General features: G+C 48.7%; 24 protein-coding genes, 1 pseudogene and 1 riboswitch. Of the genes and pseudogenes, 9 read left to right on the top strand and 16 right to left on the bottom strand.

What is annotated here, in order from left to right; all coding sequences use genetic code 11:
- Window positions 1-19 precede the first annotated feature (19 nt).
- The 7 genes from P4S53_RS15960 to P4S53_RS15990 all read right to left on the bottom strand — a co-directional run bounded on the left by P4S53_RS15960 (window position 20) and on the right by P4S53_RS15990 (window position 6,543).
- Window positions 20-619, bottom strand: coding sequence for a carboxymuconolactone decarboxylase family protein (locus P4S53_RS15960; RefSeq protein ID WP_337113433.1), 600 nt, complete (start codon window positions 617-619; stop codon window positions 20-22).
- A 90-nt stretch (window positions 620-709) separates the two neighbouring features.
- Window positions 710-1,102 (bottom strand): hypothetical protein, encoded by a 393-nt coding sequence (locus P4S53_RS15965; RefSeq protein ID WP_337113435.1) that lies wholly within the window; start codon window positions 1,100-1,102, stop codon window positions 710-712.
- A gap of 197 nt (window positions 1,103-1,299) precedes the next feature.
- Window positions 1,300-1,914, bottom strand: coding sequence for a TfoX/Sxy family DNA transformation protein (locus P4S53_RS15970; RefSeq protein ID WP_120510715.1), 615 nt, complete (start codon window positions 1,912-1,914; stop codon window positions 1,300-1,302).
- A 131-nt stretch (window positions 1,915-2,045) separates the two neighbouring features.
- Window positions 2,046-2,145, bottom strand: a riboswitch (cyclic di-GMP riboswitch).
- A gap of 213 nt (window positions 2,146-2,358) precedes the next feature.
- Window positions 2,359-3,363 carry a substrate-binding domain-containing protein gene (locus tag P4S53_RS15975; RefSeq protein ID WP_337113436.1) on the bottom strand — a complete coding sequence of 335 codons (1,005 nt, stop codon included), beginning with the start codon at window positions 3,361-3,363 and terminating at the stop codon, window positions 2,359-2,361.
- A 435-nt stretch (window positions 3,364-3,798) separates the two neighbouring features.
- The gene (locus P4S53_RS15980; protein ID WP_337113437.1) at window positions 3,799-4,620 is read right to left on the bottom strand and encodes a heme ABC transporter ATP-binding protein; all 822 of its coding nucleotides are present in this window, start codon (window positions 4,618-4,620) and stop codon (window positions 3,799-3,801) included.
- Entirely contained in the window at window positions 4,617-5,672 is a 1,056-nt protein-coding gene (locus tag P4S53_RS15985; RefSeq protein WP_337114506.1) for a FecCD family ABC transporter permease, read from the bottom strand. Before P4S53_RS15985 ends, P4S53_RS15980 begins: the two co-directional genes overlap by 4 nt.
- Before the next feature lie 34 nt (window positions 5,673-5,706).
- Window positions 5,707-6,543 carry a heme/hemin ABC transporter substrate-binding protein gene (locus P4S53_RS15990; RefSeq protein ID WP_337113438.1) on the bottom strand — a complete coding sequence of 279 codons (837 nt, stop codon included), beginning with the start codon at window positions 6,541-6,543 and terminating at the stop codon, window positions 5,707-5,709.
- Window positions 6,544-6,884: 341 nt separating this feature from the next.
- Between P4S53_RS15990 and hutX the strand changes: the two genes are divergently transcribed.
- Window positions 6,885-7,397 (top strand): heme utilization cystosolic carrier protein HutX, encoded by a 513-nt coding sequence (gene hutX / locus P4S53_RS15995; RefSeq protein WP_337114507.1) that lies wholly within the window; start codon window positions 6,885-6,887, stop codon window positions 7,395-7,397.
- A complete protein-coding gene (gene hutZ / locus P4S53_RS16000) occupies window positions 7,397-7,942 on the top strand; it encodes a heme utilization protein HutZ (protein WP_337113439.1) in 546 nt (181 codons plus the stop codon). The genes hutX and hutZ overlap by 1 nt, the downstream gene beginning before the upstream one ends.
- Before the next feature lie 57 nt (window positions 7,943-7,999).
- Here hutZ and panP read toward each other — a convergent pair whose 3' ends face one another.
- The 5 genes from panP to P4S53_RS16025 all read right to left on the bottom strand — a co-directional run bounded on the left by panP (window position 8,000) and on the right by P4S53_RS16025 (window position 13,134).
- Window positions 8,000-9,661, bottom strand: a complete 1,662-nt coding sequence (panP, locus tag P4S53_RS16005; protein WP_337113440.1) for a pyridoxal-dependent aspartate 1-decarboxylase PanP — start codon at window positions 9,659-9,661, stop codon at window positions 8,000-8,002.
- 125 nt (window positions 9,662-9,786) lie between these two features.
- Window positions 9,787-10,299: a hypothetical protein gene (locus P4S53_RS16010; RefSeq protein ID WP_337114508.1), complete on the bottom strand. Its 513-nt coding sequence runs from the start codon at window positions 10,297-10,299 to the stop codon at window positions 9,787-9,789.
- Between the two features lie 239 nt (window positions 10,300-10,538).
- Window positions 10,539-10,637, bottom strand: coding sequence for a MetS family NSS transporter small subunit (locus tag P4S53_RS16015; RefSeq protein ID WP_120510723.1), 99 nt, complete (start codon window positions 10,635-10,637; stop codon window positions 10,539-10,541).
- A gap of 2 nt (window positions 10,638-10,639) precedes the next feature.
- Window positions 10,640-12,121: a sodium-dependent transporter gene (locus tag P4S53_RS16020; protein ID WP_337113441.1), complete on the bottom strand. Its 1,482-nt coding sequence runs from the start codon at window positions 12,119-12,121 to the stop codon at window positions 10,640-10,642.
- Window positions 12,122-12,507: 386 nt separating this feature from the next.
- A complete protein-coding gene (locus P4S53_RS16025; protein ID WP_337113442.1) occupies window positions 12,508-13,134 on the bottom strand; it encodes a hypothetical protein in 627 nt (208 codons plus the stop codon).
- Between the two features lie 189 nt (window positions 13,135-13,323).
- Between P4S53_RS16025 and P4S53_RS22655 the strand changes: the two genes are divergently transcribed.
- The 5 genes and pseudogenes from P4S53_RS22655 to emrD all read left to right on the top strand — a co-directional run bounded on the left by P4S53_RS22655 (window position 13,324) and on the right by emrD (window position 18,501).
- The gene (locus tag P4S53_RS22655; protein ID WP_442958693.1) at window positions 13,324-13,395 is read left to right on the top strand and encodes a hypothetical protein; all 72 of its coding nucleotides are present in this window, start codon (window positions 13,324-13,326) and stop codon (window positions 13,393-13,395) included.
- 105 nt (window positions 13,396-13,500) lie between these two features.
- Complete coding sequence (locus tag P4S53_RS16030; RefSeq protein ID WP_337113443.1) at window positions 13,501-14,706, top strand: patatin-like phospholipase family protein; 1,206 nt, start codon at window positions 13,501-13,503, stop codon at window positions 14,704-14,706.
- A gap of 122 nt (window positions 14,707-14,828) precedes the next feature.
- A pseudogene (locus P4S53_RS16035) lies at window positions 14,829-16,123 on the top strand (alpha/beta fold hydrolase).
- A gap of 272 nt (window positions 16,124-16,395) precedes the next feature.
- A complete protein-coding gene (locus P4S53_RS16040; RefSeq protein ID WP_337113444.1) occupies window positions 16,396-16,995 on the top strand; it encodes a GTP cyclohydrolase II in 600 nt (199 codons plus the stop codon).
- A 297-nt stretch (window positions 16,996-17,292) separates the two neighbouring features.
- On the top strand, window positions 17,293-18,501 hold the full coding sequence (emrD, locus tag P4S53_RS16045) for a multidrug efflux MFS transporter EmrD (RefSeq protein ID WP_337113445.1): 1,209 nt from the start codon (window positions 17,293-17,295) through the stop codon (window positions 18,499-18,501).
- Between the two features lie 60 nt (window positions 18,502-18,561).
- Here emrD and P4S53_RS16050 read toward each other — a convergent pair whose 3' ends face one another.
- Window positions 18,562-18,888 (bottom strand): HI1450 family dsDNA-mimic protein, encoded by a 327-nt coding sequence (locus P4S53_RS16050; RefSeq protein WP_027252317.1) that lies wholly within the window; start codon window positions 18,886-18,888, stop codon window positions 18,562-18,564.
- 208 nt (window positions 18,889-19,096) lie between these two features.
- Here P4S53_RS16050 and P4S53_RS16055 point away from each other — a divergent pair, with 208 nt between their 5' ends.
- Window positions 19,097-19,870, top strand: a complete 774-nt coding sequence (locus tag P4S53_RS16055) for a nucleotidyltransferase domain-containing protein (RefSeq protein WP_337113446.1) — start codon at window positions 19,097-19,099, stop codon at window positions 19,868-19,870.
- A 40-nt stretch (window positions 19,871-19,910) separates the two neighbouring features.
- Window positions 19,911-22,289, top strand: a complete 2,379-nt coding sequence (locus P4S53_RS16060; protein WP_337114509.1) for a DNA polymerase II — start codon at window positions 19,911-19,913, stop codon at window positions 22,287-22,289.
- Here the strand turns inward: P4S53_RS16060 and P4S53_RS16065 are convergent.
- The 3 genes from P4S53_RS16065 to P4S53_RS16075 form a co-directional block, all read right to left on the bottom strand.
- Entirely contained in the window at window positions 22,286-22,927 is a 642-nt protein-coding gene (locus P4S53_RS16065; protein ID WP_337113447.1) for a response regulator transcription factor, read from the bottom strand. The two genes, P4S53_RS16060 and P4S53_RS16065, sit on opposite strands and share 4 nt — an antisense overlap.
- Window positions 22,896-24,290, bottom strand: a complete 1,395-nt coding sequence (locus P4S53_RS16070) for a cache domain-containing protein (RefSeq protein WP_337114510.1) — start codon at window positions 24,288-24,290, stop codon at window positions 22,896-22,898. Before P4S53_RS16070 ends, P4S53_RS16065 begins: the two co-directional genes overlap by 32 nt.
- A 139-nt stretch (window positions 24,291-24,429) precedes the next feature.
- Window positions 24,430-25,713 carry a TRAP transporter large permease gene (locus tag P4S53_RS16075; protein ID WP_337113448.1) on the bottom strand — a complete coding sequence of 428 codons (1,284 nt, stop codon included), beginning with the start codon at window positions 25,711-25,713 and terminating at the stop codon, window positions 24,430-24,432.
- Window positions 25,714-25,716 lie beyond the last annotated feature (3 nt).

The following is a 25,716-nucleotide window of genomic DNA, read 5'->3' on the forward strand; positions in this document are numbered from 1 at the left end:
TCATTGATTATCTGCGTTGCTATTGGTTTGCATTGCCATTCGACGGCTCATCTTTTTGCTCAGTGTGTTTGTGATCCTTTGTTAAAGGAATAGTGCAAAACGCCTGAGAAGGGACATCTAACGCAGTATTAAATTTCGCAGAAAGGTTTTGAAAGCTGACTAATGCGGTTAATTCAACGAGGGCGTCGTCGTCATACCACTGTTTGAGATCAGCAATCATAGATGGTGTGACTTTCATGCCTGTCACTGTCATGGCTTCTGTATAGGCAAGAACGGCTTTTTCTTGTGCGTCGAACAGCGGGCTGTGCTGCCAGTCAGACAAAGATTGTATTTTTTCTACAGACTGGCAACGCTGCGCCAGTCGCATACCGTTGGCATCAATGCAAAATGCGCAGTCATTTAGCTGCGAAACACGGACACAAACCAATGAGCGTATCACATCAGAGACAGGGGAGCGTTTTCGGTCGAGATAGCCAAAAAAACTCGCAACCAGATAAAAGAGGAAGGGGCGACGTCCCCAAAGCAAAGCCGGGTTCAGGGGCTTGCCAAAGTGCCGTGTCTGCAGCCAGAGCAGTGGACGGATCCAGATTGAATAATGCTGTTTTGGGGGAATGCGCACCTGAGGGTCTCCGGATAATGCGATTTAAAATACCGACCGCGGATACCCGGACAAATTTCAGAAAACAGTCAAATTTGTGTGTTCTTGTGGTTAATTGACTGAAAGTTGAACACTTCTGGGGGTGAGGTGGTTCGCCGCTGTTTTAGATTCGTGCTGTTCCAGTAACATATAACTGCTTGCGATGACAGGTACAAGTGCAATGAGCATGGTTTTTCCGATATGGTAGTTTCGGTACCAGTATTTTCGTGCTTTGACTTTCAATATGATGCCCCAGAAAAAAATCAGCATATTGAGTGCAGAAGCAATAACGCAGGGAATCAGCACTTCCTGAAAGCTGACTGTGTCAGCATGCACAATAGCAACGAGAAAGGCCGAAGGTAACAAACTGATGAAGACCAGGTAACGCATCAGCCTTGGCCATTTACAGAATTTGTCTCTGAAGATGTTGTCAGTCTGACCCGGAAACGGCGATGACGAACGCATGAAACCTCCCTTGGGTGGTGGCAAAACATACATTCTAAAGGTGACGGAGCTGAAGGGAAGCTAACTGATAATCTTGTAACTTGTGTTTGTGAGTTGCGTCTTCATTTTACACAGCCCTGACGGAGCGCCAGGGCTGGAAAGCAGGTTATAAACCGTCAGTGTTCATTACACTTAATGAAATACGGACAGGGGAAACCTTAATGATGAGCACTTAAAGCTGATGTTTCCAGCTTTGACAACAGCTCATTTCGGCGTTGTGGGGTAATCACAGACCAGTGTTTGCCACTGACTGCACCTTCCAATGCCCAGAGCAGATCCAGACTCAATGACTCGTGATGAGATTCCTGTAACGCCTGGAAAGCACCAATAGCACCGACTTCGAAGAGCTGATCAACAGAACTGATGCCGGCTTTTTTGAGCATACGCTCATTAGCCAGGCGCAGGTTGGGCAGATCTTTAATGCGATTCGGGCTCGCCTGCAGTTTTTTCTCTTTATCTGCCTGAGCAGCATTCAGTGAACGTTCTGCATGTTCCAGGATGACATCAGGGGTTTCCCACCAGCTATCCGGAATGGCATAGTGCTTCGTAACGACAGGAAAACCGCGTTTCTGGTAGACGTACGGTTTGAGGTCTGCTTGTTTGAAGGCTTCTTCATTTCTCGCATTAGCACGTAGATGCAGCTTGTTGTTAACAACGAGAGCGAACATCGTTTCACCTGCGAAAATGCCAAATCCGCCAAACATAGAGCGAGATTTTATTTGACCAAATTTCTCAAATAAACGAATTGAATCTTTCAGTAATGGTTTGTCCATGCTTCTTTTCTCGGCAATTATTTTCAACAAAAGAAGTCACTTAACAAAGGAGCGAGGATTCAATTATGCACAAGATTATGAATGCTTTGTCATAGTTATGACAAAAACAGCCTATAATCTTCACTTCATCCATCGGCAACCCCGCTACCATGAGCAAATACTAATCAAGTAATTACTTTTAGGCCGGAAGCTTTGCGTCCCATTCTTTCAAATGGTTTGCCTTGTTCGTGACTGTTTAATCATATATCAATAAGACGAATTTGATATGGATCGCACAAAAAAATTGTGAGGCTAATCGCAATAAAAATCGTATAAATTTTACAGAATGCGATGGTTTGTCTCATTAATTCCCCCATGGCGTAGTAATATTCCATATGCAAATAGCCGATAGTCAAATTTATATCGGCTGTATGCTGCAGAACATGGAGGAAAATCGTTTATTTTTTACGTGATTCGTTTGACGGAATGGCGGACAACTAATTCCGGATTTATTTCAAATGTCTGGAAATCGTGGCTTTTGCTTTTCACTCGCTCCATCAGGATTCCAACCGCCGTTTTGCCCAAACGCCGCTTTGGCTGGTGGATTGTGGTCAGCGGTGGGGAGAAGTATGGGGCCAGATCGATATTGTCATAACCGATAATGGACACATCTTCGGGTACCTTCACACCGGCTTGCTCAAATGTGCTGATTAACGCCATCGCCATAATGTCATTGAAACAAAAAATGGCCGTTGGGCGATCTTTCATGGCAATAAATTCATTGGCTGCAACAACGGCAGATTCACATTCGAAATCACCTTCAAGAATCCAGTCTTCATTGACAGTCAGACCCGCTTCGCGCATCGCTTTATTAAAACCTTTCAGTCTTTCACGGCAGGTGGATTTATCTTTCTGGCCAGACAAGCAGCCGATTTTAGTGTGACCATTGTCAATAAAATGACGGGTTGCCAGGTAGCCGCCCAGTTCAGCGTTATCCTGTATATTGTCTGTTTTAGGGCGTGCCGGACCCCAGTCCATGATCACCATCGGCAGATCAGGCTGTCGCTCCAATTGCTCCAGCAACTGGTCATCCAGATCAGAACACATGACCAGTAGCCCATCGACGCGCTTTTCGGACAGCATGCGCAGATAATCTTTCTGCTTGTCGAGATTACCTTCCGTGTTACACAGGATCAGTGTGTATCCTGCCTTATAGCAGTATTCCTCGACACCATGCACCAACTCAGCAAAGAATGGATTCGTCGATTTGGTCACCAACATACCGATTGTGCTGGTCGTATTGCATTTCAGGCTGCGTGCGACAGCACTTGGCGCATAATTCAGCTCTTCAACTGCAGTCAGGACTTTTTTCTGTGTTGCCTCCGCTACAAAGCGGGTCTTGTTGATCACGTGTGAAACTGTGGTTGTTGATACACCAGCCATACGTGCAACATCTTTAATGGTTGCCATAGTTGTTCTTCTAGTCAGCAGGCCCTTTGGCCTCTTTGAGTCTGAATGTTGGCCAGACGCTAAAAAGCCGCTTTTGCATAAGAAAGCGGCGAGAAATGAATGACTCAGGCCTGGTTGTTCATTATGTTCTATCGTTGTTGTGTTATCTGACAATGACTTGAAAAGATACCCACAACGCACTGTAAAAAAGAATCCGAAAGGCTATTGCCCAAGGACGCATAAACCGGATAAAAGTCTGACCGTCATTACGCTTCGTTTCATCGGTTAATCGCTTGCGATCACATTTTACTGAGACTCACGCACAGTGCAACGTTTCTCTTGTTGGGTGGAATGATTCTTGATAGAGGTCAATAATAGGATGCAACAATTGTACGCAATCTGAGTGACCTGATGTCGGCAGAAGGCACAGTCCATGTGCCTTCACGGTTTTTGGCGTTATGCCGACAGGACGACAGGAAAATGCCCGCGTGGGTGCGTCTCTATGATGACAGGGGCACCATACACGGATTGGATATTCTCTGCTGATAATGTGTGCCAGGCATCGCCATCGGCCTGAATTTTACCGTGGTTGAGCAAGATCAATCGATCGGCATACTCAGCGGCGAGATTCAGGTCGTGAATCACAAGAATGACCGCAGCGCCATTATCTGCCATCTTTTTCGCCAGGCTTAAGCAGGTTTGCTGATGGGCAAGATCTAAAGCAGAGGTGGGTTCATCCAGCATCAATATGCACTGATCACCGGCAGCGCTGAGTTGTGCCAGGACTCTGGCAAAGTGGACACGTTGTTTCTCCCCACCGGACAGCGAAGGGTAAAGCCGCTGGCTGAGATGACTGATACCCACATCGGCCATTTTTTCTCGTGTGATGTGCTGGCTGTCTTCCAGACTGAGTTTTAAAGGCATGGTACCCAATTCTGCAACTTCCTGAGCGGTAAAGCCAAAAGACAGCGTACTGTGCTGGGGGAGCACGCCCATATGACGCGCCAGTCGGTTGGCATGCCAGTGACTACGATGCTCACCAAAGATGTAGACATTGCCTCTGGCATGCATTTCACCTGATAACACTTTGAGCAAAGTACTCTTGCCGGCGCCATTGGGTCCGAGCAAAGCGGTCAGCTCACCACTGCGAAAACTGATGCACAGGTTATCGAGCAACACTTTTCCGCCCAGTGTCAGCGACAGTTGCTCCGCTGATATTGCCACGGGCCGGTTTCTGCCTGCTTGTTTTTTGGGCTGACGGACTATGTGGTGGATCATTGCAAACGACCTCGCTGTTTTGTAAGCAGGACGATAAAAAATGGTGCCCCCAGCAGGGCTGTGATAATACCCACCGGCAGTTCGGCGGGCGCGGCGACAACGCGGGCGAGCATGTCGGCAATCAACAGGATCAGTGCGCCCAGGAGTGCAGAAAGGGGCAGCAGTGTTTTATGGTTAGGGCCGGTTAACATGCGGCCAAGGTGCGGTACGATCAATCCAATAAAGCCGATCACACCAGATAGCGAGACGGCCACACCAACGCCGGCTGCACACAAGAGAACCAGTAAACGTTTCAGTGCTTGTACATTGACACCTAAATGCTGCGCCTCAGATTCACCCAGCAAGAGGGCATTTAATGCATTAGCCTGACGAGTGAACAGCCAGAGCAGGGCTGCAAGGGTAACAAAGGACAGGGTAATCCCCGGCCAGGTCGCCCCCGCCAAAGATCCCATAGTCCACAGTGAGAGATCACGCAGTGCCTGATCATCGGCATAGAAATTGAGCAGTCCGAGCGCTGCACCGGATAAAGCACCGATCGCCACGCCTGCAAGCAGCATCACAGTGACAGAGGTGCCGGTTTTATCTGTACCGAGAAAATACACAATCCAGGTTGTGATGGCGCCACCGACAAAGGCAAAAACCGGTACGGTTCCCAGCGTCAGCAGTAGCGGGAATGACGCCGCCAGTGAGCCGAACAACACGATGGCGAATGCAGCGCCTAAACTTGCTCCGCCCGATACGCCGATAATCCCGGGATCAGCCAACGGGTTTCGGAACAACCCCTGCATAACTGCGCCACAAAGCGCCAGCACAGCGCCTATGGCAATACACAGCAGCGTACGTGGCAGACGAACTTGCTCAATGATCAACTCAATATGAGGAGCGACCTTCTGTTGCCCCGGCAGAATAACCTGCCAGATGTCGGAGAATGAGATAGCCATAGGTCCGACAATGATGGAACAGCTTGCCGCAACGGCCAGTAGCAGGCATGCCGCAGGTACGATAGCTGAGGTTGGCAATCTTAGAAATGACAACAGATTGATGCGTTGCATCCTGGAGTTAGGCACAGTTGGGTTAGACATGGTTTTACTGGCCATACAGAGCCTGATTCAATCGCTCGGCTTCTTCCAGGCTCTTCAGGTTCAAGCCGCCAATCAGGGCAGTACCGTCAATGGTATATAACGCATTGTTCTGACCCGCGGGTGTTGCTGCCAGTAAGGGTAAGCTTTTTATCAGACCTTTGAGTCCGCCGATCGACTGACTGGCATGAGTACTGAGCAGGATGATATCAGGCTGCATCTCCACCATAGCTTCCGCAGATAAGGGTTTATAAGATTCAATGGCGGCAGCCGCCGGATTCATACCGCCTGCGAGTCTGATAACCGTATCCGCTGTGGTGTGGCGTCCTCCAACCATAGGTGCCCGTCCGGCATGAATGGTTAAAAAGAGCATACGTTTAGGTGTGTGATTGCCTGCCAGACGTGATTCAATCCGCTTTACTTGTTGTTGAATTTGGCTGTTTAGCTGTGTTGCCTGCGCGGGTTTCCCTGCGAGCTGACCCACTTGCTCGACACGCTTGAGCAGATCGACAATGGTATCGCCTGAATTGAGAATGTCGACTGAGATTCCAGCCTGACGAAGCAGCGAGAGGGTAGTTTCAGGCCCCATTTCCTCAGAACCCACGACCCGATCCGGTGTCAAAGCAATGATGCTTTCTGCAGAAAGCTGTCTGTGATAACCAAGAGTTGGGATGTCATTACCGACATAAGCTTTACTGGTGATATCGACACCAACAAGCTGACTCTCTGCGCCCATTGCCACGATGAGTTCGGTAATGCCGGAACCTGCACTGATGATTCGTTCTTCTGCCCATGCAGATGTGGCAGCGAAGAAAAGAGCAAGAGACAGTACGGCGCGTTTCATGAAAATTCCTCAATGTGATTGCAGATAGCCTTGATAAATCAAATCAATATCAATTGGTTACGGAGGTCAGGCAAAATGTCTCAAGTGAAATATAGATGAGAATCCATACCATACAAATGATATTGCTATCGCAAGTGATAATTATTATTAATCGCGTCATTATCCATGAACGGCAAACAATATCAATTATCATTTGCAAAAGGACATAGAGCACCTTATCATTTTTGCAAATACAATTAATTATCATTAGTTTTTGTATCTTTCTGTGCTTCCGCGTGCCGATGAGGGCCGACTTTGAAGCAGCATGATGAAGGAGAGCGTGAGTGTTTGAGAAATTCAGTTTGGCAGCGTTGAAAACAGAAGTAGGTGCGATGCTGGAAGAAAATCCTAACTTGCATGCAGTGCTGATAGCGGAAAAGCTGGGCGTGATTGAGGGCGAAATCATCCTGGCCTTACCGGATGAACTCGTTACCCATATTGCTGGGGAACATGCTCAGGCTATTTTAGAGGCGCTGCCGGAGTGGGGAATGATGACAACCATTGTTCACTCGATGGGGTCAATCTTTGAAGTAAAGGCGCCATTTCCGAAAGGCAAAGAAGCGCGTGGTTACTACAATTTGATGGGGAAAGCGGGTGAGATGCACGGTCACCTGAAGCTTGAACGCGTGTCGGATGTGGTGTTAGTCAGTAAACCTGTGCAAGGAAATGAAAGTTATTTCATTGGTTTTCTGGCGGATAATGGTGAGTGTATTTTTAAAATTTATCTCGGCAGGGATGAAAAGCGTCAGCTTATCCCTGAGCAAGTTGAGAAATTTCATGCGTTGAAACAGGCTTTTGTTGGAGAAAAAGTGTAATGAGCGAAGTGAAACAAGAACGTCTGCAAAACCGTCTGGAGCCACAAATTCAGGCGTTCAGAGATGCTTGTCAGACACTGCAACTGGCAACCGTAGACTCGGAAGGGAAGCCGAATGTGAGCTATGCGCCATTTGCTTTGCTGGATGACGGATACTATGTGCTCATTTCGAAAATCGCCCGGCATGCCCGAAATCTGCTGGAAAATCCGCAGGTATCTCTGATGATGATTGAAGATGAAGCCACCTCTAAAACGATTTATGCGCGTACCCGTTTAACCTTTGAAGCCAATGTTGTCCTGGTTGAGCGTGACACAGAACGCTGGCAATTGGGTGTTGCAGCGTTAAAAGCGCGTTTCGGGGAGATTGTTGACGGGCTGAGTGGCCTGGAAGATTTCAAACTATTCCGTCTTGAGCCGACTCACGGACTGTTTGTGAAAGGATTCGGCCAGGCATTTCAAGTGACCGGCGATGATCTGATCGATTTTGTTCACTTGACGGAAGGGCATAAACGCATTGATGACAGCGGTGATGCGAAGTCAGCCTGATAGCTATTGATATAAAAAAACGGACAGTTTACTGTCCGTTTTTTTATGGTGAGCAATTTAATTGCTGAGATTGGCCTGAGAAAGAATGCGTGCCGTGATCGCGTTAATCTTAGGCAAGCTTTGCTGGCTGGTTAAAGCCAGTTGCTTCTGTTCTTTGAGCACATCACTCAGAATGTCTGGGGTGGTCAGCGGGTTAGCCAGCACCACACGAAAGACTGTGGTGATCCGGCGATCCCATTGTTCTGGCATCAAACGTGTCCGCGAGACAAAGGACTTACCTGATTCACGCTGACGTTTCTGAATGTACTGAGTCAGATCGTTCAGGGCTTCATGAATGGCCTGTTTGTCCTCATCGTTAGCAATAGTCAGCGCCTTTTGTGTATCTTCAGGTACATAACGATAAGTCAGCAGACACAGCTCTGGTGCTGATATCAGTTCAAACTCGGGGTCGGATTGGATCAGTTCTGCAAAGTACCGGGCTTTCTCGATACTGTTATTGATCAGTAATTCATATCCCTGGCGGCTGATAATATTCAGGCTGGCAAAAACCAGCATCGCCATACCATTTCTGGACCCTTCAAGCGTATGGCTGCCAAGGTCTTTGGAGCCTTTACGGAGTATGTACTCTGCATGATGTTCAATCGCAGCCATAGAGGCGGGATTTTTAAAAATCACCATACCCGCACCCATAGGGATATAGAGCTGTTTATGGGCATCAATGGTGACCGAATCTGCACGCTCGATGCCTTTCAGTAAAGGGCGGTACTTATTGGACATTAAAGTCGCGCCGCCCCAGGCCGCATCAACGTGGAAATGGCAATTGTGCGCGAGAGCGATATCGGCTAATTCATCCAGCGGATCGATGTTGCCTGTTTCTGTCGTTCCGGCGACGCCAACAATCGCGAAGGGTTTGATATTTCTGGCTTTGAGACGTTCGATGGTGCTTTGAAGATCTTTGGTACAGATCTTATTATTTTCATCAGTTTTGATCGCAATCAGGCAGTCTCTGCCAATGCCGAGCACATCGGCGGCTTTTTTCAGTGAATAATGACCGCGTTCAGACACCAGTACAGCCAGATCATCATAGCCGTAATGTTTCATTGCCCGGAAAAGACCTTCCTGCGCCACCCCTTTAAAATCGCCTTCTGGTTTTAGCAGGTTGTTACGGGCAACCCATAGCGCAGTAATGTTCGCAATGGTCCCGCCGGAACAGAATGCGCCTAAAGAATGTTCCGCGCTGTGCATCCAGCGTTGATAAAACGCGTCTCTTTCACCGTAGATCAGATTATGGAGAATCCCCAGTACCTGCCGTTCAAGTGGTGTGAAGGCCTTTGAGGTTTCAATTTTCACCAGGTTCTGGTTGAGGCCAATCATGATCTTTGACAGTGGCATCAAAAAGTAGGGCAGCGCCGATGTCATATGACCAATGAAAGTGGGTGCGGATGTGTGAACAGACTGAGCAACCAATTTTTCCAGTAAAAAATGGGTATGTTCAGAGACAAAACTGGGTTGCTCTGGCACAGAAGCACAAGAGAAATCTTTTTCAATTTCAGTCAGTGGCTTTTCCTGGGCGGCAATGTGAGTCTGTAAAAAGGCGTTGAGGTTTTCGGAGATCTCTTTCTCGATCCGACCAAGCGTGGAGTCGGGGGCTTCCGGCACGGTAAAGATACGGTGCAGGGTATCAAGAGATGCTTCAGCTTGTCTGTTTTCCACTGCCATAATGAGTTGTTACTTTTAGTTAACGTCGGCAAATCCGGCTAATTTACTGGAAATGAGGATAATTGTCTTGAAATATTTATCAGAATGCACCGAACGCGTCACGTCCGGTGCCAGGCGGTTGAGTATTATTCACACTGAGTGGCAGCAATAGCGCTCATTTGTCGGTTGTATGCTTTGAGCGGCTTATCGATGTCATCCGGGTGCGTTAACAGATCGGCAAAGGCACTGCGCAGCTCATAATTTTTGGGGTGTGGTGTGCTTTGGCGATCCTCAAAGACTTTTTTCGCGTAATCGCCGAGATTACCTGGCTGGGCCGACAGCGCTTTAATGTCTTGCTGAGTGAGTTTAAGCCAGGATTCGACAGATTGTGACAGGTCTAAATGGCTTTTGTCGTTTGCCAAGTACCAATCGACAGCTTCGCGCTTCAATTCAAAATGATGGGTTCTTCCTTCCATGAACCAGTCGCCGACTTCCTGCAAATCTGGATCTTTTTGCACAGTCAGCTGGACCAGGTTTTGGTACCACTCAAGAGAAGCATCAATGTATTGATGGTATTTATTGCTTTCGCAAGTTTGTGTGGAAGCAAAAGCTGCAGTAGGTAGCAGGGCGAACGAGAGAACAAGAGCTGGAAACTTCATGGTCTTTCCTTGAACTGTTTGATAAAAGCTATTCACGCCATGTCATTATGGTGTTCAAGCTTCTGGAGTATTTTTGCAAATTGTAGCGGTAGAAGCGTCTGAAAGGAAAGAGATCTTGGCATCATTCGTTCACATCGTGCGACGAATATGAATTAAGGCGCATTTTTGGGTGGAAATCGACTGCAATATGTCAGGAGAGAATACAACAAGAGGCCCGAAGGCCTCTTGTCAGCAAAGGGTTACCCCTTGTTTTTCATGGCGACAGAGATGCAGTAGGCTGCGCCTCCCCAGGTAATACCCAGGCCGAATAGCATCATGATGATAGCTCCAGCAGTCATACTTATACCTCTTTTTTATCTAGTGGTTTAGATGCAACATTGATAATCACTGCAATCACAAACATCGCTGCTACCAGGCCCCAACCCAGCATTAGCAAATCAGACGTTTCGTAACCACCGTAGCCGTCATTATAGGTATTGGTCAGGTTCGTACCCAGGATGATTGCCAGCATAATTGGGCTGATAAAGCGGATACAAATTTCAAACCATTTACCGATAGAGAACTCAGAAATGCTGTTCACATAGCTGCGAATGTCAGAGACTTTCAGTAACCAGCCAATCACCAGCAATTCAATCAGGCAGCTTGCCAGCAGGGCAACGTTGTTGATGAAGTAATCAACCAGATCCAACAGCAGCAGACCACCATTGGTTGCAAATGCCATCGAGACAATAAAGCCCACACCGCAAACAACGGAAGCCGCTTTTTTACGCGACCATTTCAGCTTGTCCATGATTGCTGACGTCACAGCTTCAATGATAGAAATGTGCGAGCTCAAACCAGCAACAACCAGAGCCAGGAAGAACACCGGACCAAGAATATACGGCGCCGGTAACAGATTGATTGCCGCAGGAATGGTGACGAAAGCCAGACCCACACCCGCTGAAACGACTTCAGTGAGCGGTTTCGCCTGTTCCTGAGCCATATAGCCAAGCACAGAGAAAATCAAAATACCTGCAACCATAGAGAAACCACAGTTGATCAATACCGTCATAAAGGCATTGTTGCTGATGTCGGATTTCTCAGGCAGATAGCTGGAGTAGGCGATCATAATGGCAAAACCAACACTCAGGGTGAAGAAGATTTGACCATAGGCGGCAGACCACACTTTTGCATCCAGGATTTTGCTGAAATCAGGCTTGAACAGGTAGTTCAGACCGTTCAATGCACCATCCAGGAAAATAACCCGGGCAATGAGCGCCAGCACCATCAGGAACAACAAAGGCATCATGATTTTGCTCGCGCGCTCAATACCGCCTTTAACGCCGGTGTAAATAGCCGCGAATGTGATACCCCAGGCGATGACCATCGGAATGGCGATGTGCAGTTGCAGCCCACCCAGGTTACTTGGCGAGTTATCTCCGAGTTTCAGGTACTCACTAAAGAAGAAAGCATTGGTATCACTTCCCCAGCTTTGCGTAAATGCAAAGCCCAGATACGAGATGGCCCAACCGATAACAGCGACGTAATAAACGGCGATGACAGAGGCAATGAATACCTGGAACCAGCCCAGCCATTCCAGTTTCACACCCAGTTTGGAGAAGGCTCTTGGCGCCGCACCACGCAGTTTGTGTCCCAGGCTGAACTCCATAATCATAAATGGAATACCGGCTGTTATCATGGCGAAAAGGTATGGAATAAAAAATGCGCCGCCGCCGTTTTCGTAAGCCATATAGGGGAAACGCCAGATATTCCCTAATCCTATAGCAGAACCCACCGCTGCCAGGATAAATCCGGCACGGGTTCCCCATTGTTCGCGTTTCATAAGTATCTCCTTGTGTACTGTTTTTCTCTATGAAACAGTATCTATTAAGTTTTTTATTCTAAGTATTTACTTCCTGTATCGTGGAATTTGGTTTGAAACCCCACGCAGTTAAAACGAGATTAACCACTGATACTGACCAGTGCAATAGACAGTAACTTTTGGACTATTGGCTATAAATAGGCATTACTATTGACTTATTCCTCCGTACTGTGGAAATAACAAGTTGTTAATGAAATGTTTAGATGATTGCACCGAAATGTAGTGATTATTGAGTGAATTGTTTTATTTTAATTTTTTAGTGCCGATGGCTAATAAATAGTCAAAAATTAGACTTTTGCAACATTATGAAGACTAATTGTACTAAGTAGGTAGTTTACTATTTTCTTTCAGAACACAAAGCTGACACCAAGGTTGGTTTGATACACATTCAACCAGTCACTGTCGATATTCACGTCACAGGCTTGTGTGCCGGTGGCTTCCTGGCAGTCAGCCGTGGTGCTGCCGTCAACGCGGCTGGCTAACCATCTGGCTTCTAACCGAATTCTGGCGTTGTTATTGATGAAGAAGTCAGAACCAAAAAAGGCACCACCTGAAATCAGAACGTCCTGTTTTGACCAACTGGCATCCATGAGTGTCCCGCCCAGGCTTAAGCCGATAAAGCTGGTGAGCATAGGGGCAATGCGATAATGGCTGCTGCTTTGAAAATGAAAAAACGTTGCGCTGCCGTCGTCATCAAAGCCTTTGGTTTGCATTTTCATGTGCTGTGCAGTAAATCCAATCCGGCCATTGAATAATGATTGTTTTCCGTAATTTCCTTCAATGGTGACACCGAAAAGACCCGCATTATCCGGGGATATTGTTCTCCCTCCTTCAGATTCAATACTATCCGGAAAGGCGTAACCCCAATACGGTGTGATATAGATTGGTTTTTGTGAACTCGCTTGTGTTTCCGGTGTGATCACCAGAGCTGAGACCATACACGCTAGAAATAAGTAATTGTTATTTAATGCCATTTTCTCTTCCTTGCGCCAGTGCCGGATAATTGTGATAGTCGCCCTAAAACCATGCTTTCTATGTGGTCAAGAGCGGCGCTCAGCTTTACAATCTGCTAATGTTAGTACCAGTGAATGGTGCTGGTAGCAGGCATTCACAGTGATAGTTAATATGGAGCGCATATGAATCATTTAACCCCTGAATTTAAAATGGCGTTAACCGTTGCCGTTATCATTATGATAGTCCTTTTCGGATTTGGGTTGACGGCAATAACGCATTAATCGTTATATATCACCCTGTTATTATTTTTCTCCTGTTGTTGAGCATCCGCTTTACAATGAAATGAGGGGAAGGTTTTTTGTTTTTTAACAGAGTGAGTTAGGTGTATGAATCACTTGCCTTTTAGTCTCGGGGAGCTTGATGACAGTCTTGTCGACACATTTTCTGCAAAATTGTCGGAATCAAAAAAGCAAAAAATTGCGCTGGTGGTTCAAGGGGGCGGGCAGCGTGGTATTTTCACTGCCGGTGTTTTTGATGCCTTTCTGGAGGCCGGGTTTGACCCGTTCGAGCTCTACATCGGCACATCTGCCGGTGCGCTGAATCTTTCTTCTTTCATCAGTCGCCAACCCAAGTTTGGTCATGACTTCATCGTGAACCTGACAACCCAACAAGAGTTTTTTAATCTCTACCATTATCTGAGTCAGCAAAAGCCGATGAATCTGGACTGGGCCTTTGACCAGATTGGGCTCAATGGCAAGACGCCCTTAGATGTTTCGACGGCCCGCCGGGTACTGACGTATCGTCAGGCCCTTGCCTGTGCCACGCGCAAAGATACCTTGCAGGATATCTACCTGCCTATGTACGAAGACAACTGGCGTGATGTATTGCGCGCGTCCTGTGCCATTCCACTGCTTTATAATTTGCCCGTTAGTCTCAATGAACTTGAATGGGTTGATGGCGGCGTCAGTGCGGCTGTGCCTGTAAAGGAAGCCTGGAAGCGAGGGGCTGAACTGGTCATCGTGGTACGTACCGAACCTTTGCAGATCATACAGCAAACACCGGGGGTGCTGGATGACTGGAGAGAGCGCATTGAAGTTGCCCTGCCGGAATATATTGAACGATTCAGCCTGAATGAATCTCTCGACCGCGTGAAAGCGGTAAGTCATGAACTGACCGACCGTTTCGACAATTGGAAGCGTCTGTGGCTGGATAAAGAAAAACAAGGCATGATCGCGGCCGATGAAATGAATAAAGAGCTCGAAGAAGAGAAAAAAGCGGTGAATGGCTACCGTAAATGGCTCAGTGGTTTGAATGTTGAACGTTTTCTGTCTTTAACCGGTAAGCGCTCTGAAGTGTTCGAGATGCTCAATCGCTATTATCAAACCTACAAAGATGTGAATGAATTTCTCATTCATCCTCCTGAGGAATTAAAAGTGATCCAGATTGCGCCGCAAAAAGCTTTGCACAGTAAGGCGTTGCTGAGCAGCCAGCAGGATTTGAATCTTGATTACGTGCAAGGCAAGGAAATCGGCCGTGAATTTTTGGCGTATTTTGCTGATATGCTGAACAACAAAACCACGGTCAGGCAATAACCTGAGGTTCAGTACCGCAGCAGACAAGGTCACATCATGGCCCAGACGGTGTCAGTGAGCCTATTGAAAAGAAAAAGATCAGGTAAAGACGGAAAGAACGCCGTTGAACCATGGAGAAAATGATGCAATCAGGTTTTTATATTGGTGACATGTTCTGTCAGCCGCACTTTTTTCAGCTGCCTTTGGATTATCAAAACCCCGAAGGCCAAAAGATTCGTGTTTTTGCCCGTGAAATGGTGGCAAGAGGTCAGGAAAACAGCGAGTTACCCTGGTTAGTGTACTTGCAGGGCGGGCCGGGTTTCCCGTCACCAAGGCCCGAGGCCGAAAGTGGCTGGCTGAAACGGGCACTGAAAGAGTACAAAGTCTTGCTTCTCGATCAGCGGGGCACAGGACAGAGTGAGCCGGTCCATGCGCAGACGCTGACTGGACGAACAGCGCAACAGCAAGCCGATTACCTGTGCCATTTCCGGGCGGATAATATTGTGCGTGACGCGGAAGCCATTCGGGAAGCGTTAGGGATTCAACAATGGTCACTGCTGGGGCAGAGCTTCGGTGGATTTTGCGCGTTGCATTATCTTTCTTTTACCCGGACAGCCTGGCCAGCGCCTGTGTGACTGGTGGCATTCCGCCAATCGCTGGCCATGCGGATGAGGTGTACCGGGCAACCTATCGCCGGGTACTGGATAAAAATGCGGCTTTCTTTAAGCGTTTTCCTGCCGCTCAGGCGCTGTGTAATCGCATTGCGGATCATTTATTGAACCATGATGTATTTCTGCCGAACGGGCAGCGGTTTACCGTTGAACAGTTTCAGTTAATTGGTATCAATCTTGGCAGAAGTGGCGGGGATCTGGCGCTCTATTATCAGCTGGAGAGTGCATTTGTCGAGGTCAATGGGCAGCCGGAACTCAGCTACAGCTTCCTGAATGCCATGCTGGCGGAGCAGTCTTACCAGACCAACCCGATTTATGCGATTCTGCACGAGTCGATTTATTGTCAGCACCAGGCCTCCCGCTGGTCTGCGCATCGGGTGCGCGATGAGTACCCTCAATGTCATTATCAGGCCGGCAAAGATTTTTGTTTTACCGGTGAAATGGTTTATCCGTGGATGTTTGAGCAACTGGATACCCTGAAACCATTACGTGAAGCGGCCGCTATTCTGGCCGAAAAAGCAGATTGGCCAGCGTTATATGATGCCAGCCAGCTGGCTGTTAACCAGGTCCCGCTGGCTGCCGCGGTTTATGTCGAAGACATGTACGTGGAATTTGATTACAGCCGTGACACCCTGGCCGGTATCCCAAACAGTAAAGCCTGGATGACGAATGAGTTCGAGCACAACGGGCTGCGGGCCGATGGTGAGCGTATCCTGGATACCTTACTGCGCTTTAGTCAGGAAATTCATGACCAGTTTCAGGACTAGCGCAGGGGGCTCTGAGGTAAACAGAGTCCTTTATCTCTGACAACAGTCATGATTGCCCATGCCTTAATTGTTATGTTATAACACTTTTGATGGGTGTCACTGGCGTATAAGTCAACGGTGATGGCTGTTTTAGTGTCATAATTTTAGATATCATCAGCGCCACATGCATACCAACAGCGCATTGAAGTCAGCGGTCTAATGAACTGTGTCGGTAGATAACATAGCAATCAAGGGTCGTCAGACTGTGGTTGTATGAGAGGTAATAAAACAAAATGGTAAATGTAAGGGCCAGAGTCCCCTTTAAAGTCGGTACGAAAAGCCATATCCCTGCCGATATTCTCTCTTTTGATGGCCTCGTTTCAGGAAAAGAGCATGTTGCGCTTATTTTCCGTGATGCAGATAAACAACAGATCCCCCCTTTGGTCCGGATGCATTCTGAATGCCTGACCGGGGATGTGTTTCATTCATCACGTTGTGACTGTGGTGAGCAGTTAGATGAAACCATAGAGCGGATGGCCGAAGAAGGTGGCATTATTTTGTATCTGCGCCAGGAAGGTCGTGGGATTGGTTTGTATAACAAAATCGATGCCTACCTGCTGCAGAGTCAGGGGATGAACACCTATGAAGCGAATAATCATCTGGGATTTGGTGATGATCTTCGGGATTTTTCCGAAGCGGCACAAATGCTCAAAGCACTAGGTGTTGAAAGCATCAGGTTGATCACGAATAACCCGAAAAAAATTCAGGACCTGGAAGCTTTAGGCATTTCGATTGAAGAAGTCGTGGGTACAAAAGCACACTTGAAAGAGGGTAATGAAAATTACCTTCGTGCCAAAGCCAGTCGCGGTAAACACCGTTTTCATTTTGACTGAAACCGGATAAAAACCGATTGAAAAGCGAGCTGAAATGCTCGCTTTTTTTTGCCCGGGAAACCGCAGTTTTAAGATTAGTTTTTATAATCCGAATCATAATAAAGTATCGTGCAGATTCGGTTAGGATTTACTTGTTGTTCGCCTTGCCTGCCATTACTATCCCGCTCGAAAGCTCGTCATAAGGATACTTGATGCAAATGGTCGATTCTGCAGCTATTTCTCAAGGTTCATTTTCCGCATTGTCTTATGATGACTTGAACTTATCTTTTTCTTTGTATTGTTGTAAGGAGTGAGGTTGTGCAAAGGCAATCTTATTCTGCCAGTGTGGCAAAAATTCTGTTTCTGATTATTATTCTGGCCGCCGTCGGGCAAATGACCCAAACCATGTACGTGCCAGCGATCCCACAAATGGCAGCGACATTCAGCGTCAAGCCCGCTTTCTTGCAGGCAGTGATGGCCGCGTATCTCATTCCATACGGTCTGTCACAGTTCGTCTACGGTCCTTTATCGGATCGGATTGGACGTAAGCCTGTGATGTTGGCCGGTATGAGTATTTTCATACTCGGCACAATACTGGCGCTGTTTGCGCCTTCGTTTGAAGTCTTTTTGGTCGCCAGTTTTATTCAGGGCATGGGAACCGGGTGCGGCGGCGCAATGTGCAGAACCATTACCCGGGACTGTTACGAAGGTGCAGAACTGCACAAAGTAAACAGTCTGGTCAGCATGGGTATTATTTTCTCGCCACTGGTCGCGCCGGTACTGGGCGGATACCTGTCCGAGGCATTTGGCTGGTCGGCAAGTTATGTGTTTTTACTGGCTTTGGGTGCTGCCGTCACCTTGATTATTTTATCCCGATTCACTGAAACTCTGCCTGCTGAGAAGCGCAGGGTAGAGCGTGTGGCTGTCAGCTACAAATATGTGCTGAGTAATCGCAAATTTCAGGGGTATGTCATGTGCTTAGTGGCAACCTTTTCAGGGCTTGCCGTATTTGAAGCTGCCGCTGGTGTCTTGCTGGGTAATGTACTGAAACTGGATCCGACGACAGTGAGCTGGCTATTTGTGATGCCATTGCCGGGATATCTGCTGGGCTCCTGGATGTCGACTCTGTTGCTCAAGCATATGGGACAGCAGCGGGTATTGTATGTCGGACTGGCAGCACTTGGCTTCGGTGCGTTAACCATTTTGCTGCCCGGAATGGCGGGACTGGTCACTGTCAGTTCACTCATTGGCGGCGCATTTCTGTATTTCATTGGCTCCGGGATTGTTTTTCCGGTGGCCACCACAGCTGCGGTAGAACCTTTTCCTTTCCATGCCGGTACGGCGGGGGCGGTGCTGGGTGGTTTGCAAAACTTAGGTGCGGGTGTTGCGGCTTTGGTGGCGTCTATGCTGAGTGCAAAAGACCAGTTCAGCCTGGGTGCGATCATGACATGCATGGTGCTGATGGCGATTGCCAGCCTGCTCTGGGTCAGACGTTGTCAGCAGGAAGAAGCGCCTGTCTTGGTATGATCTAAAAAAACGGTGCTGATATCAGCACCGTTTTTTGTTGTATCTGGCTTCATCACCGGATTAGTCGCGTTTCCACAAGATGTGGCAGAATTTATTGTCCGGGTTACGGCTGATCAGCATGCGGGCAAAGACGTCATCCAATTCATCGTTGGCTTCGTTCACCAGCCCGATCCGCACTTCTGCATATTCTTCGCCATCAACAGCGAAGCCAACATGGCCTGGCCAGTCTTCTCCGGTTTCTACAACCTCAGCAGCACCACGGTCATCAAACTGAGCCGTGAACAGCAAGACATCGGCAGGTTCCAGACTGTCTTGTGCCATTTCCAGAAAAATATCGTAGGCAGCTTCAATCACGTCGTCGTATGAAATCAGGTCTAAGTTATCCATGTTTGGGTCAATATCAGTTTTATTGAATAGAACCGGGAGTATACCAAGGCCACCTGCCGATGGCTATGATACAGACGATTGTGCTGTAGCCGGCGCGGTCAGGCCTTAGTTGGTTGAGATTGCAGCGTTTAAACCTGCCGCCAACTTTATGGCTGTCACTTTCATGCTATGATGCAGGCAGACAGTGCGGTGCTCCAGGAAACAGATATTGCCAACTCTTCTTCCCGTCATTGATAACAACCGGCCTTTTCAACCGGTGTTTCAACCCTGTATTCATGAAACTTTGCAACACCTCGGTGTCCTGTTCAAAGAAACACTTCACAGCGTATACCTTGCAGGTAGCGTTGCGCGTCGTGACGCTGTGCCCGGGCAGTCAGATCTCAATCTGACTCTGGTGTTTGAGCGGCCTTTGAACGAGCAGGAAAAAAGCCGGTTACACAGCCTGAGCACCCATATAGCCAGGCGTCACAGGGCCGTGAAACGGCTGGATATCAGGCATGCCATTACGCGTGATGTCTTGTCACTGGACGGCATTTTTCAGTGGGGCTTCTGGCTCAGACATTGCTGCGTGTGCCTCAAGGGCGATGATTTGTCCGGCCGCTTTGGTGCATTCGAACCCAGCTGGGACGCGGCAAAATCATTAAATGGCCCTTTTGAGCCCATCCTCATTGAATACCGGGAGAAAATCCTGAAAACACGGGTACCTGAGCATTACCTTGACTATTGTGAGTATATAGGGAAGAAAATGCTGTGGACGGCATACACGCTCGTGTTTCACCGGGAAAAAGTACTGGCCCTGTCAGTCAGAGAAGCCACAGATCTGTTTTTGAAAAATTATCCTGATAAAGCTGTCGACATCGAGCGTGCGTATATTCTGATGAGCCGGACACAAGTACCTAAAAAGGCCTCCTTGTTTTTGATGCAGGGCTTTGGCCAGTGGCTGGTTGATGAGTGGAAGAAAATTGAACGCAGAATCGGCTAAGCATCCCCACGTCTCACCCGGGCAAAACACACAATCTTCATTGCAGCAAGCTGAAGGGTTTGTGCTCACCCGGCAAAGCCGCGACAGGCAAGGGCAGACTCAGATTGTTCTCTGGGTAAAAACGGATCAAGGGCCTTGCCAGTTGGTGATCGACGGTGAGCATCCGGTGTGTTTTATTCCGGCCAGCGAGCAGGCAAGGGCAGACGCTGTGCTTACCCAACACGGCCTGCCCGTCAACTGGCGCACGCTGGACATGAAAGACTTCCAGCATCAGACCATGTCGGCCTGTTATAGCGCGACCATCAGCGCCAGCCTTCGGATTGGCGCCTTGTTGTCAGCGGAAGGCATGAAAGTGTTTGAAGATGATATCCGACTTGCTGACCGTTATCTGATGGAGCGTTTCATCCGTGGTGGCATCGCCTTCGCAGGGAATGCTGTTATCAGAGACGGGTATACCGAATTTCGTCAGGTGAAAACCAAATCGGCGGATTATCTGCCTTCCTTGTCTGTTGTCTCACTGGATATTGAATGTTCAGAGAAGGGCATTTTGTATTCTGTCGGTCTGCACAGCGAGGCTGACAGCCGGGTGATCATGGTTGGTGAGCCTCTCAATGCTGAGCAGAAAAATCTGACATGGATTGAATGGGTCCGGGATGAAAAAGCCCTGCTGATTGCCATGCAAGAATGGTTTATCCGCTATGATCCTGATGTCGTGATCGGCTGGAACGTGGTGGATTTTGACTGGCGCTTGTTACTGCGGCGTGCCGAGTGGCACAAATTGCCTTTGCGGCTTGGCCGTGGCAGGCAGACGCCGCACTGGCGCCAGTCCAGTCAGAACCCGAATGCCGGTTTCATTACCATTCCGGGCCGGGTGGTGATGGACGGTATTGATACGCTAAAAACCGCCACCTATAACTTTCGCTCCTGGTCACTGGAGTCGGTCGCACAAGAACTGCTCGGCGAGGGCAAAGCCATTCACAATGTGTACGATCGCATGGCTGAAATTAATCAGATGTTCCGCGAAGATAAAGTGTCACTGGCGCGCTATAACCTGCAGGACTGTAAACTGGTTACCCGGATCTTCGAAAAAACACACTTGCTGGATTTTGCGCTGGAACGCAGCCGACTGACGGGCGTCGAGCTGGACAGAGTCGGCGGATCGGTTGCTGCATTCACCAACCTGTATCTACCTCAGTTGCATCGCGCCGGTTATGTTGCTCCTAATCTCGAAAGCGAAAACTGGATCGCCAGCCCCGGCGGTTATGTGATGGACTCGAAACCGGGTTTGTATGACTCGGTGCTGGTGCTGGATTTCAAATCGCTGTACCCGTCGATTATCCGCACATTCTGTATCGATCCCATGGGGCTGGTTGAAGGTTTACTTCTGGAGGAAGGTAAATCTGAACACCAGGCTATCGCTGGCTTTCGGGGCGGCCGTTTTCACCGGCGAAAGCATTTTTTGCCCGAAATGATCGAAGCATTGTGGGCCGCACGTGACCAGGCAAAAAGAGACGGAGAAAAAGCGTTTTCCCAGGCGATAAAAATCATCATGAACTCTTTCTATGGTGTATTGGGCTCCTCCGGCTGTCGTTTTTTTGATCATCGCCTGGCCTCTTCGATCACTATGCGTGGTCATGAAATTATGAAGCTGACCCGCGAGCGCATTGAAGAGCAGGGGTATGAGGTGATATACGGCGATACGGACTCGACGTTTGTGTCGCTGAAAAAGGCCCACAGTGGTGAGGATGCGGATGCCATCGGTGCCCGGCTGGTGGCGGAGATCAATGCGTGGTGGGCCCGGCATCTGCAAGAACAGTACAACCTCGCTTCCGCCCTTGAGCTGGAATACGAAACCCATTATCACAAATTTCTGATGCCGACGATCCGAGGGCAGGAAACCGGCAGTAAAAAGCGTTATGCCGGTCTGGTGATTCGAAACGGTGTTGAGGAAATGGTGTTTAAAGGGCTGGAGACGGTCCGTACCGACTGGACCCCCTTGGCACAAGAGTTCCAGCAGACCCTTTACCGTAAAGTATTTCATGACGAAGACGTGGAAGAGTATGTGCGTTCATACGTCGAAATGACCGGGCAGGGCGCTTATGACGACAAACTGATCTATCGCAAAAGGTTACGCCGTCACCTGTCTGAGTACCAGAAAAATGTGCCGCCCCATGTCCGGGCCGCCCGTCGGGCCGATGAAGTGAATCAGCAGTTGGGGCGTCCCTTGCAGTATCAGACTGGCGGCTGGATTGAGTATGTCATCACCACCCATGGCCCGGAACCGGTGGAAGCCAGACAAAGCCAGATCGATTACGACCACTACATTGATAAACAGTTAAAGCCCATCGCAGATGGGATTCTGCCGTTTATCGGACGGCATTTTGACGACATTATTGCACCGCAACTGGGGCTGTTCTAAATCAGATTTTCTTTCACGGCATAAGCGGTGAGCTCAGCCGTGGAGTTCATATTCAGTTTATGCTTGATATTCTGACGGTGGGTTTCCACCGTTCGGGTGCTGATCCCCAGCTCTTGGGCAATATTTTTGCTGCTTTTACCCAGTGCCACCTGACACAGTATGGTTTCTTCCCGCCGGCTTAATGGTGTCAGTATCACCTCCGCGGGCTGAACCTGCTTAATGGGGGCGGCGAATAAGGTATCGGCGACCAGCCGGCAAAAATAACGTCCGCCCTGATGAACGGCTTCTATGGCTTGCACCATTTCCTGCGCGGAAACTTCTTTGAGAATATAGCCACTGGCGCCTGCCTGCATCACCTGAAGAATGTATTCGCGATTGTCATGCATGGTCAGGATCAGCACTTTGATCTGCGGAAAGCGGTGACTGAAATGGCGAGTGGCTTCAATACCATTCATTTCCGGCATACTGATATCCATCAGCACGACATCGGGTTGATATTGTTCGGCTTTTCTCAGCGCTTCAGCGCCATTACTTGCTGTTGCAATCACCTCGATGTTGGCTTCGTTGTCGAGCCGGGCTTTGAAACCTTCCATGACGACCTGATGGTCATCCACTAACAGCACTTGAATTTTTGCCATAAATGTCCAGTCCTTGTTTCAGAGGGAGGTTGACCAGGATTTCCGTTCCTTGCCCTGGTTCACTGCTGATATCCAGCTCGCCACCCAGAAATTCCAGCCGTTCGCGCATGTTGCGAAGGCCGATCCCTTTGCCATTCATGGCATGTTGTACGTTAAAGCCCGTCCCATGATCGCGAATCATAAACTGCAGGTTTTCCTGTATCACTGACAGTTCGGTCTCAATAACATCAGACTGAGCATGCTTGCTGATGTTCACCAGTGACTCCTGAGCCACCCGGTATAGCGTCGTCATCATATCTGAAGAGAGGCTGGCATGACCCAGTGTCAGAGAACGATTGACACGTATGCCGGTCGAAGCGGAAAAATCACTGAACAGGTTATCCAGTGCCGCAATCAGTCCGATGTCATCCAAGGAGCTGGGACGCAGGCTGTGCGAGATACGCCTCAGTTCGGCAATGGCCTGCAGCAGGGAATATTCACTCAGGCCCCGGTGGCGTATGGCCTGTTCGATGTCTGATTTGGCCATTTTATCCTGAAGCAATTCCAGATGGCATTTGCAGGAAACCAGTAATTGGTTCACCCCGTCGTGGAGCTCTCTGGCAACATGCTTTTTCTCTTCTTCCTGAAACATGACCGTTTTATGCGCCAGTTCTTTTAAACGGCTGTCTGCTAACCTGTGCTCATGAAGATTGATTGCCAGCGTGGTCGTCAGAATAACCAGGGTGGTGATGGCAACCAGCACAATGACAGAAATGAAGGTTGTGCGTATGTTGGCCTGCACCCCTTGTTCTACCTTCGCCATCTGGCGGGCGACATCTTCAATGTACAGGCCGGTGCCTATCATCCAGCGCCATTTCGGAAGCCATGCCGCATAACTGAGTTTTGTCACGATTAAATCACTCGACGGTTTATGCCAGAGGTACTGATGAAATCCGCCGCCCGATTTTGCTGTTTTTATCAGCGCCTGAATCAGGTAATCGCCATTATTGTCTTGTAAATGCAATAAATTTTTCCCGACCAGCTCGGGTAAAACAGGGTGGGCCAGGTTGGTGCCATCTTCGTGGTACACAAAAAAATAGCCGTCATTTCCGTATCTCAGGTCGTTCAGAATACGTTTTACTTCCGCTTTGGCTTTATCATCATCGACGGCGGCGTTTTGATAGATGTGATTGATACTGTCGAGGGCAAGATCGACTGTATCTTTCAGCGCTTGCTCTTTAGACGCAATCAGGCTGGCACGAAAGGTAGCAATTTCTTTTTGCCCCAGCGAGGTTGCCTGATAGATAGCAATCCAGCTGATCGCAGCGCTGATCAGTAGTAATGGGAGCAGTGTCAGTAAAATCAGCTTCACTTTCAGGGGCATCGTTGCAAACGTAGGGCTTTTGAGCGATTGCATAGTTGCCTTGAATGTTAACAATTTGTTGGGAAGATCAAAGCAAAATAGCGGCACTTTATCGAAAAAGTGCCGACTAGCTCTAGATTTGCGGAGTTTTATTGCCAGGCTACAGTCCGTAGAAGCCAGGGAATACTAAGACAGAGGCCAGGATGAGAACCTGAATGGTAATGAAGGGCATAACGCCTTTATAAATATCGCGGGTGCTAATACCGTCAGGCGCGACGCCTTTCAGGTAAAACAGGCTGAAACCAAAGGGCGGCGTCAGGAAGGAGGTTTGCAGATTCATGGCAATCAGAATGGCAAACCAGAGCATATTGATCCCCATAGCATCCGCAATCGGGGCCAGAATCGGTACCACGATAAAGCAGATTTCAACGAAATCGATGAAGAATCCCAGGATCAGAATGATGAGCATGGTCAGGATCAGAAAGCTCCATTCTTCTCCAGGCAATGCAAGCATCCATTCTTCGACCAGATAATCACCGCCTGTGTAGGTGAATGCCATAGAGAAAGCCGTCGCACCCAGCAGGATCCCAAATACCATGGCGGTGACTTTGACGGTTTCGAATGCACTGTCATACAGCATACGCCAGGAAAACTGCCGGTAAACAACCGACAGCAGAACCGCGCCCATGCCGCCCAAAGCCGCTGACTCGGTAGGGGTGGCGATACCCGCAAAAATTGACCCCAACACGACGATAATCAGTGCCAGAGGCGGCAATACGGCTTTCAGTGCCGTGATGATTTCTTGCTGACGAGACTGGTCGGGATCCCGCTCCATCGGTTGTGTGGCTTCTGGATTCAACCAGCTGTATATGACGATGTAAACGATATAAGCCAGTACCAGTGCGAGGCCGGGCCAGATCGCAGCCTGAAACAGATCGCCAACCGGAATTCCCAGTACGTCTCCTAACAAGATCAATACGATGGACGGCGGAATGATCTGACCCAGCGTACCAGAGGCGCAAATTGTGCCGGTTGCCAGGCCTTTGCTGTACTGGTATTTCATCATTACAGGCAGGGATATCAGGCCCATTGCGACTACAGAAGCCCCGACGACACCGGTTGACGCGGCCAGCAGTGATCCCACTAATACCGTTGAGATAGCCAGACCACCACGGACACTGCCAAAAAGTTTTCCCATGGATTCCAGCAACTGCTCTGCCAGACGGGTTTTTTGCAGTACTAAACCCATGAAGACGAAAAGTGGGACGGCCATGAGCACAGTGTTCTGCATAATGCTCATGATGCGAAACGGCATGAAGGCAAAGATTTCCGGTCCTTCTGCCCAGACGCCGAACAGCAGTGCGATACCGCCGAAGGTAAATGCCACTGGAAACCCGAGTAACAGAGCAAACAGGGCAACGATAAACATGATGATACCAACCACGGA

The organism is Photobacterium sp. Hal280, from assembly GCF_037162255.1.
GTDB lineage: Bacteria > Pseudomonadota > Gammaproteobacteria > Enterobacterales > Vibrionaceae > Photobacterium.

Excerpts from the sequence above, each read along its gene's own strand:
- P4S53_RS16025 (WP_337113442.1), bottom strand. The coding sequence starts at position 13,134 with ATGGCATTAAATAACAATTACTTATTTCTAGCGTGTATGGTCTCAGCT.
- P4S53_RS15990 (WP_337113438.1), bottom strand. The coding sequence starts at position 6,543 with ATGAAACGCGCCGTACTGTCTCTTGCTCTTTTCTTCGCTGCCACATCT.
- hutZ (WP_337113439.1), top strand. The coding sequence starts at position 7,397 with ATGAGCGAAGTGAAACAAGAACGTCTGCAAAACCGTCTGGAGCCACAA.
- P4S53_RS16040 (WP_337113444.1), top strand. The coding sequence starts at position 16,396 with ATGGTAAATGTAAGGGCCAGAGTCCCCTTTAAAGTCGGTACGAAAAGC.
- P4S53_RS16070 (WP_337114510.1), bottom strand. The coding sequence starts at position 24,290 with ATGCCCCTGAAAGTGAAGCTGATTTTACTGACACTGCTCCCATTACTA.
- P4S53_RS15970 (WP_120510715.1), bottom strand. The coding sequence starts at position 1,914 with ATGGACAAACCATTACTGAAAGATTCAATTCGTTTATTTGAGAAATTT.
- P4S53_RS16050 (WP_027252317.1), bottom strand. The coding sequence starts at position 18,888 with ATGGATAACTTAGACCTGATTTCATACGACGACGTGATTGAAGCTGCC.
- P4S53_RS15980 (WP_337113437.1), bottom strand. The coding sequence starts at position 4,620 with ATGATCCACCACATAGTCCGTCAGCCCAAAAAACAAGCAGGCAGAAAC.
- P4S53_RS16030 (WP_337113443.1), top strand. The coding sequence starts at position 13,501 with ATGAATCACTTGCCTTTTAGTCTCGGGGAGCTTGATGACAGTCTTGTC.
- P4S53_RS16010 (WP_337114508.1), bottom strand. The coding sequence starts at position 10,299 with ATGAAGTTTCCAGCTCTTGTTCTCTCGTTCGCCCTGCTACCTACTGCA.
- P4S53_RS16015 (WP_120510723.1), bottom strand. The coding sequence starts at position 10,637 with ATGACTGCTGGAGCTATCATCATGATGCTATTCGGCCTGGGTATTACC.
- P4S53_RS16020 (WP_337113441.1), bottom strand. The coding sequence starts at position 12,121 with ATGAAACGCGAACAATGGGGAACCCGTGCCGGATTTATCCTGGCAGCG.
- P4S53_RS15965 (WP_337113435.1), bottom strand. The coding sequence starts at position 1,102 with ATGCGTTCGTCATCGCCGTTTCCGGGTCAGACTGACAACATCTTCAGA.
- P4S53_RS15985 (WP_337114506.1), bottom strand. The coding sequence starts at position 5,672 with ATGCAACGCATCAATCTGTTGTCATTTCTAAGATTGCCAACCTCAGCT.
- P4S53_RS16065 (WP_337113447.1), bottom strand. The coding sequence starts at position 22,927 with ATGGCAAAAATTCAAGTGCTGTTAGTGGATGACCATCAGGTCGTCATG.
- panP (WP_337113440.1), bottom strand. The coding sequence starts at position 9,661 with ATGGCAGTGGAAAACAGACAAGCTGAAGCATCTCTTGATACCCTGCAC.
- P4S53_RS15975 (WP_337113436.1), bottom strand. The coding sequence starts at position 3,363 with ATGGCAACCATTAAAGATGTTGCACGTATGGCTGGTGTATCAACAACC.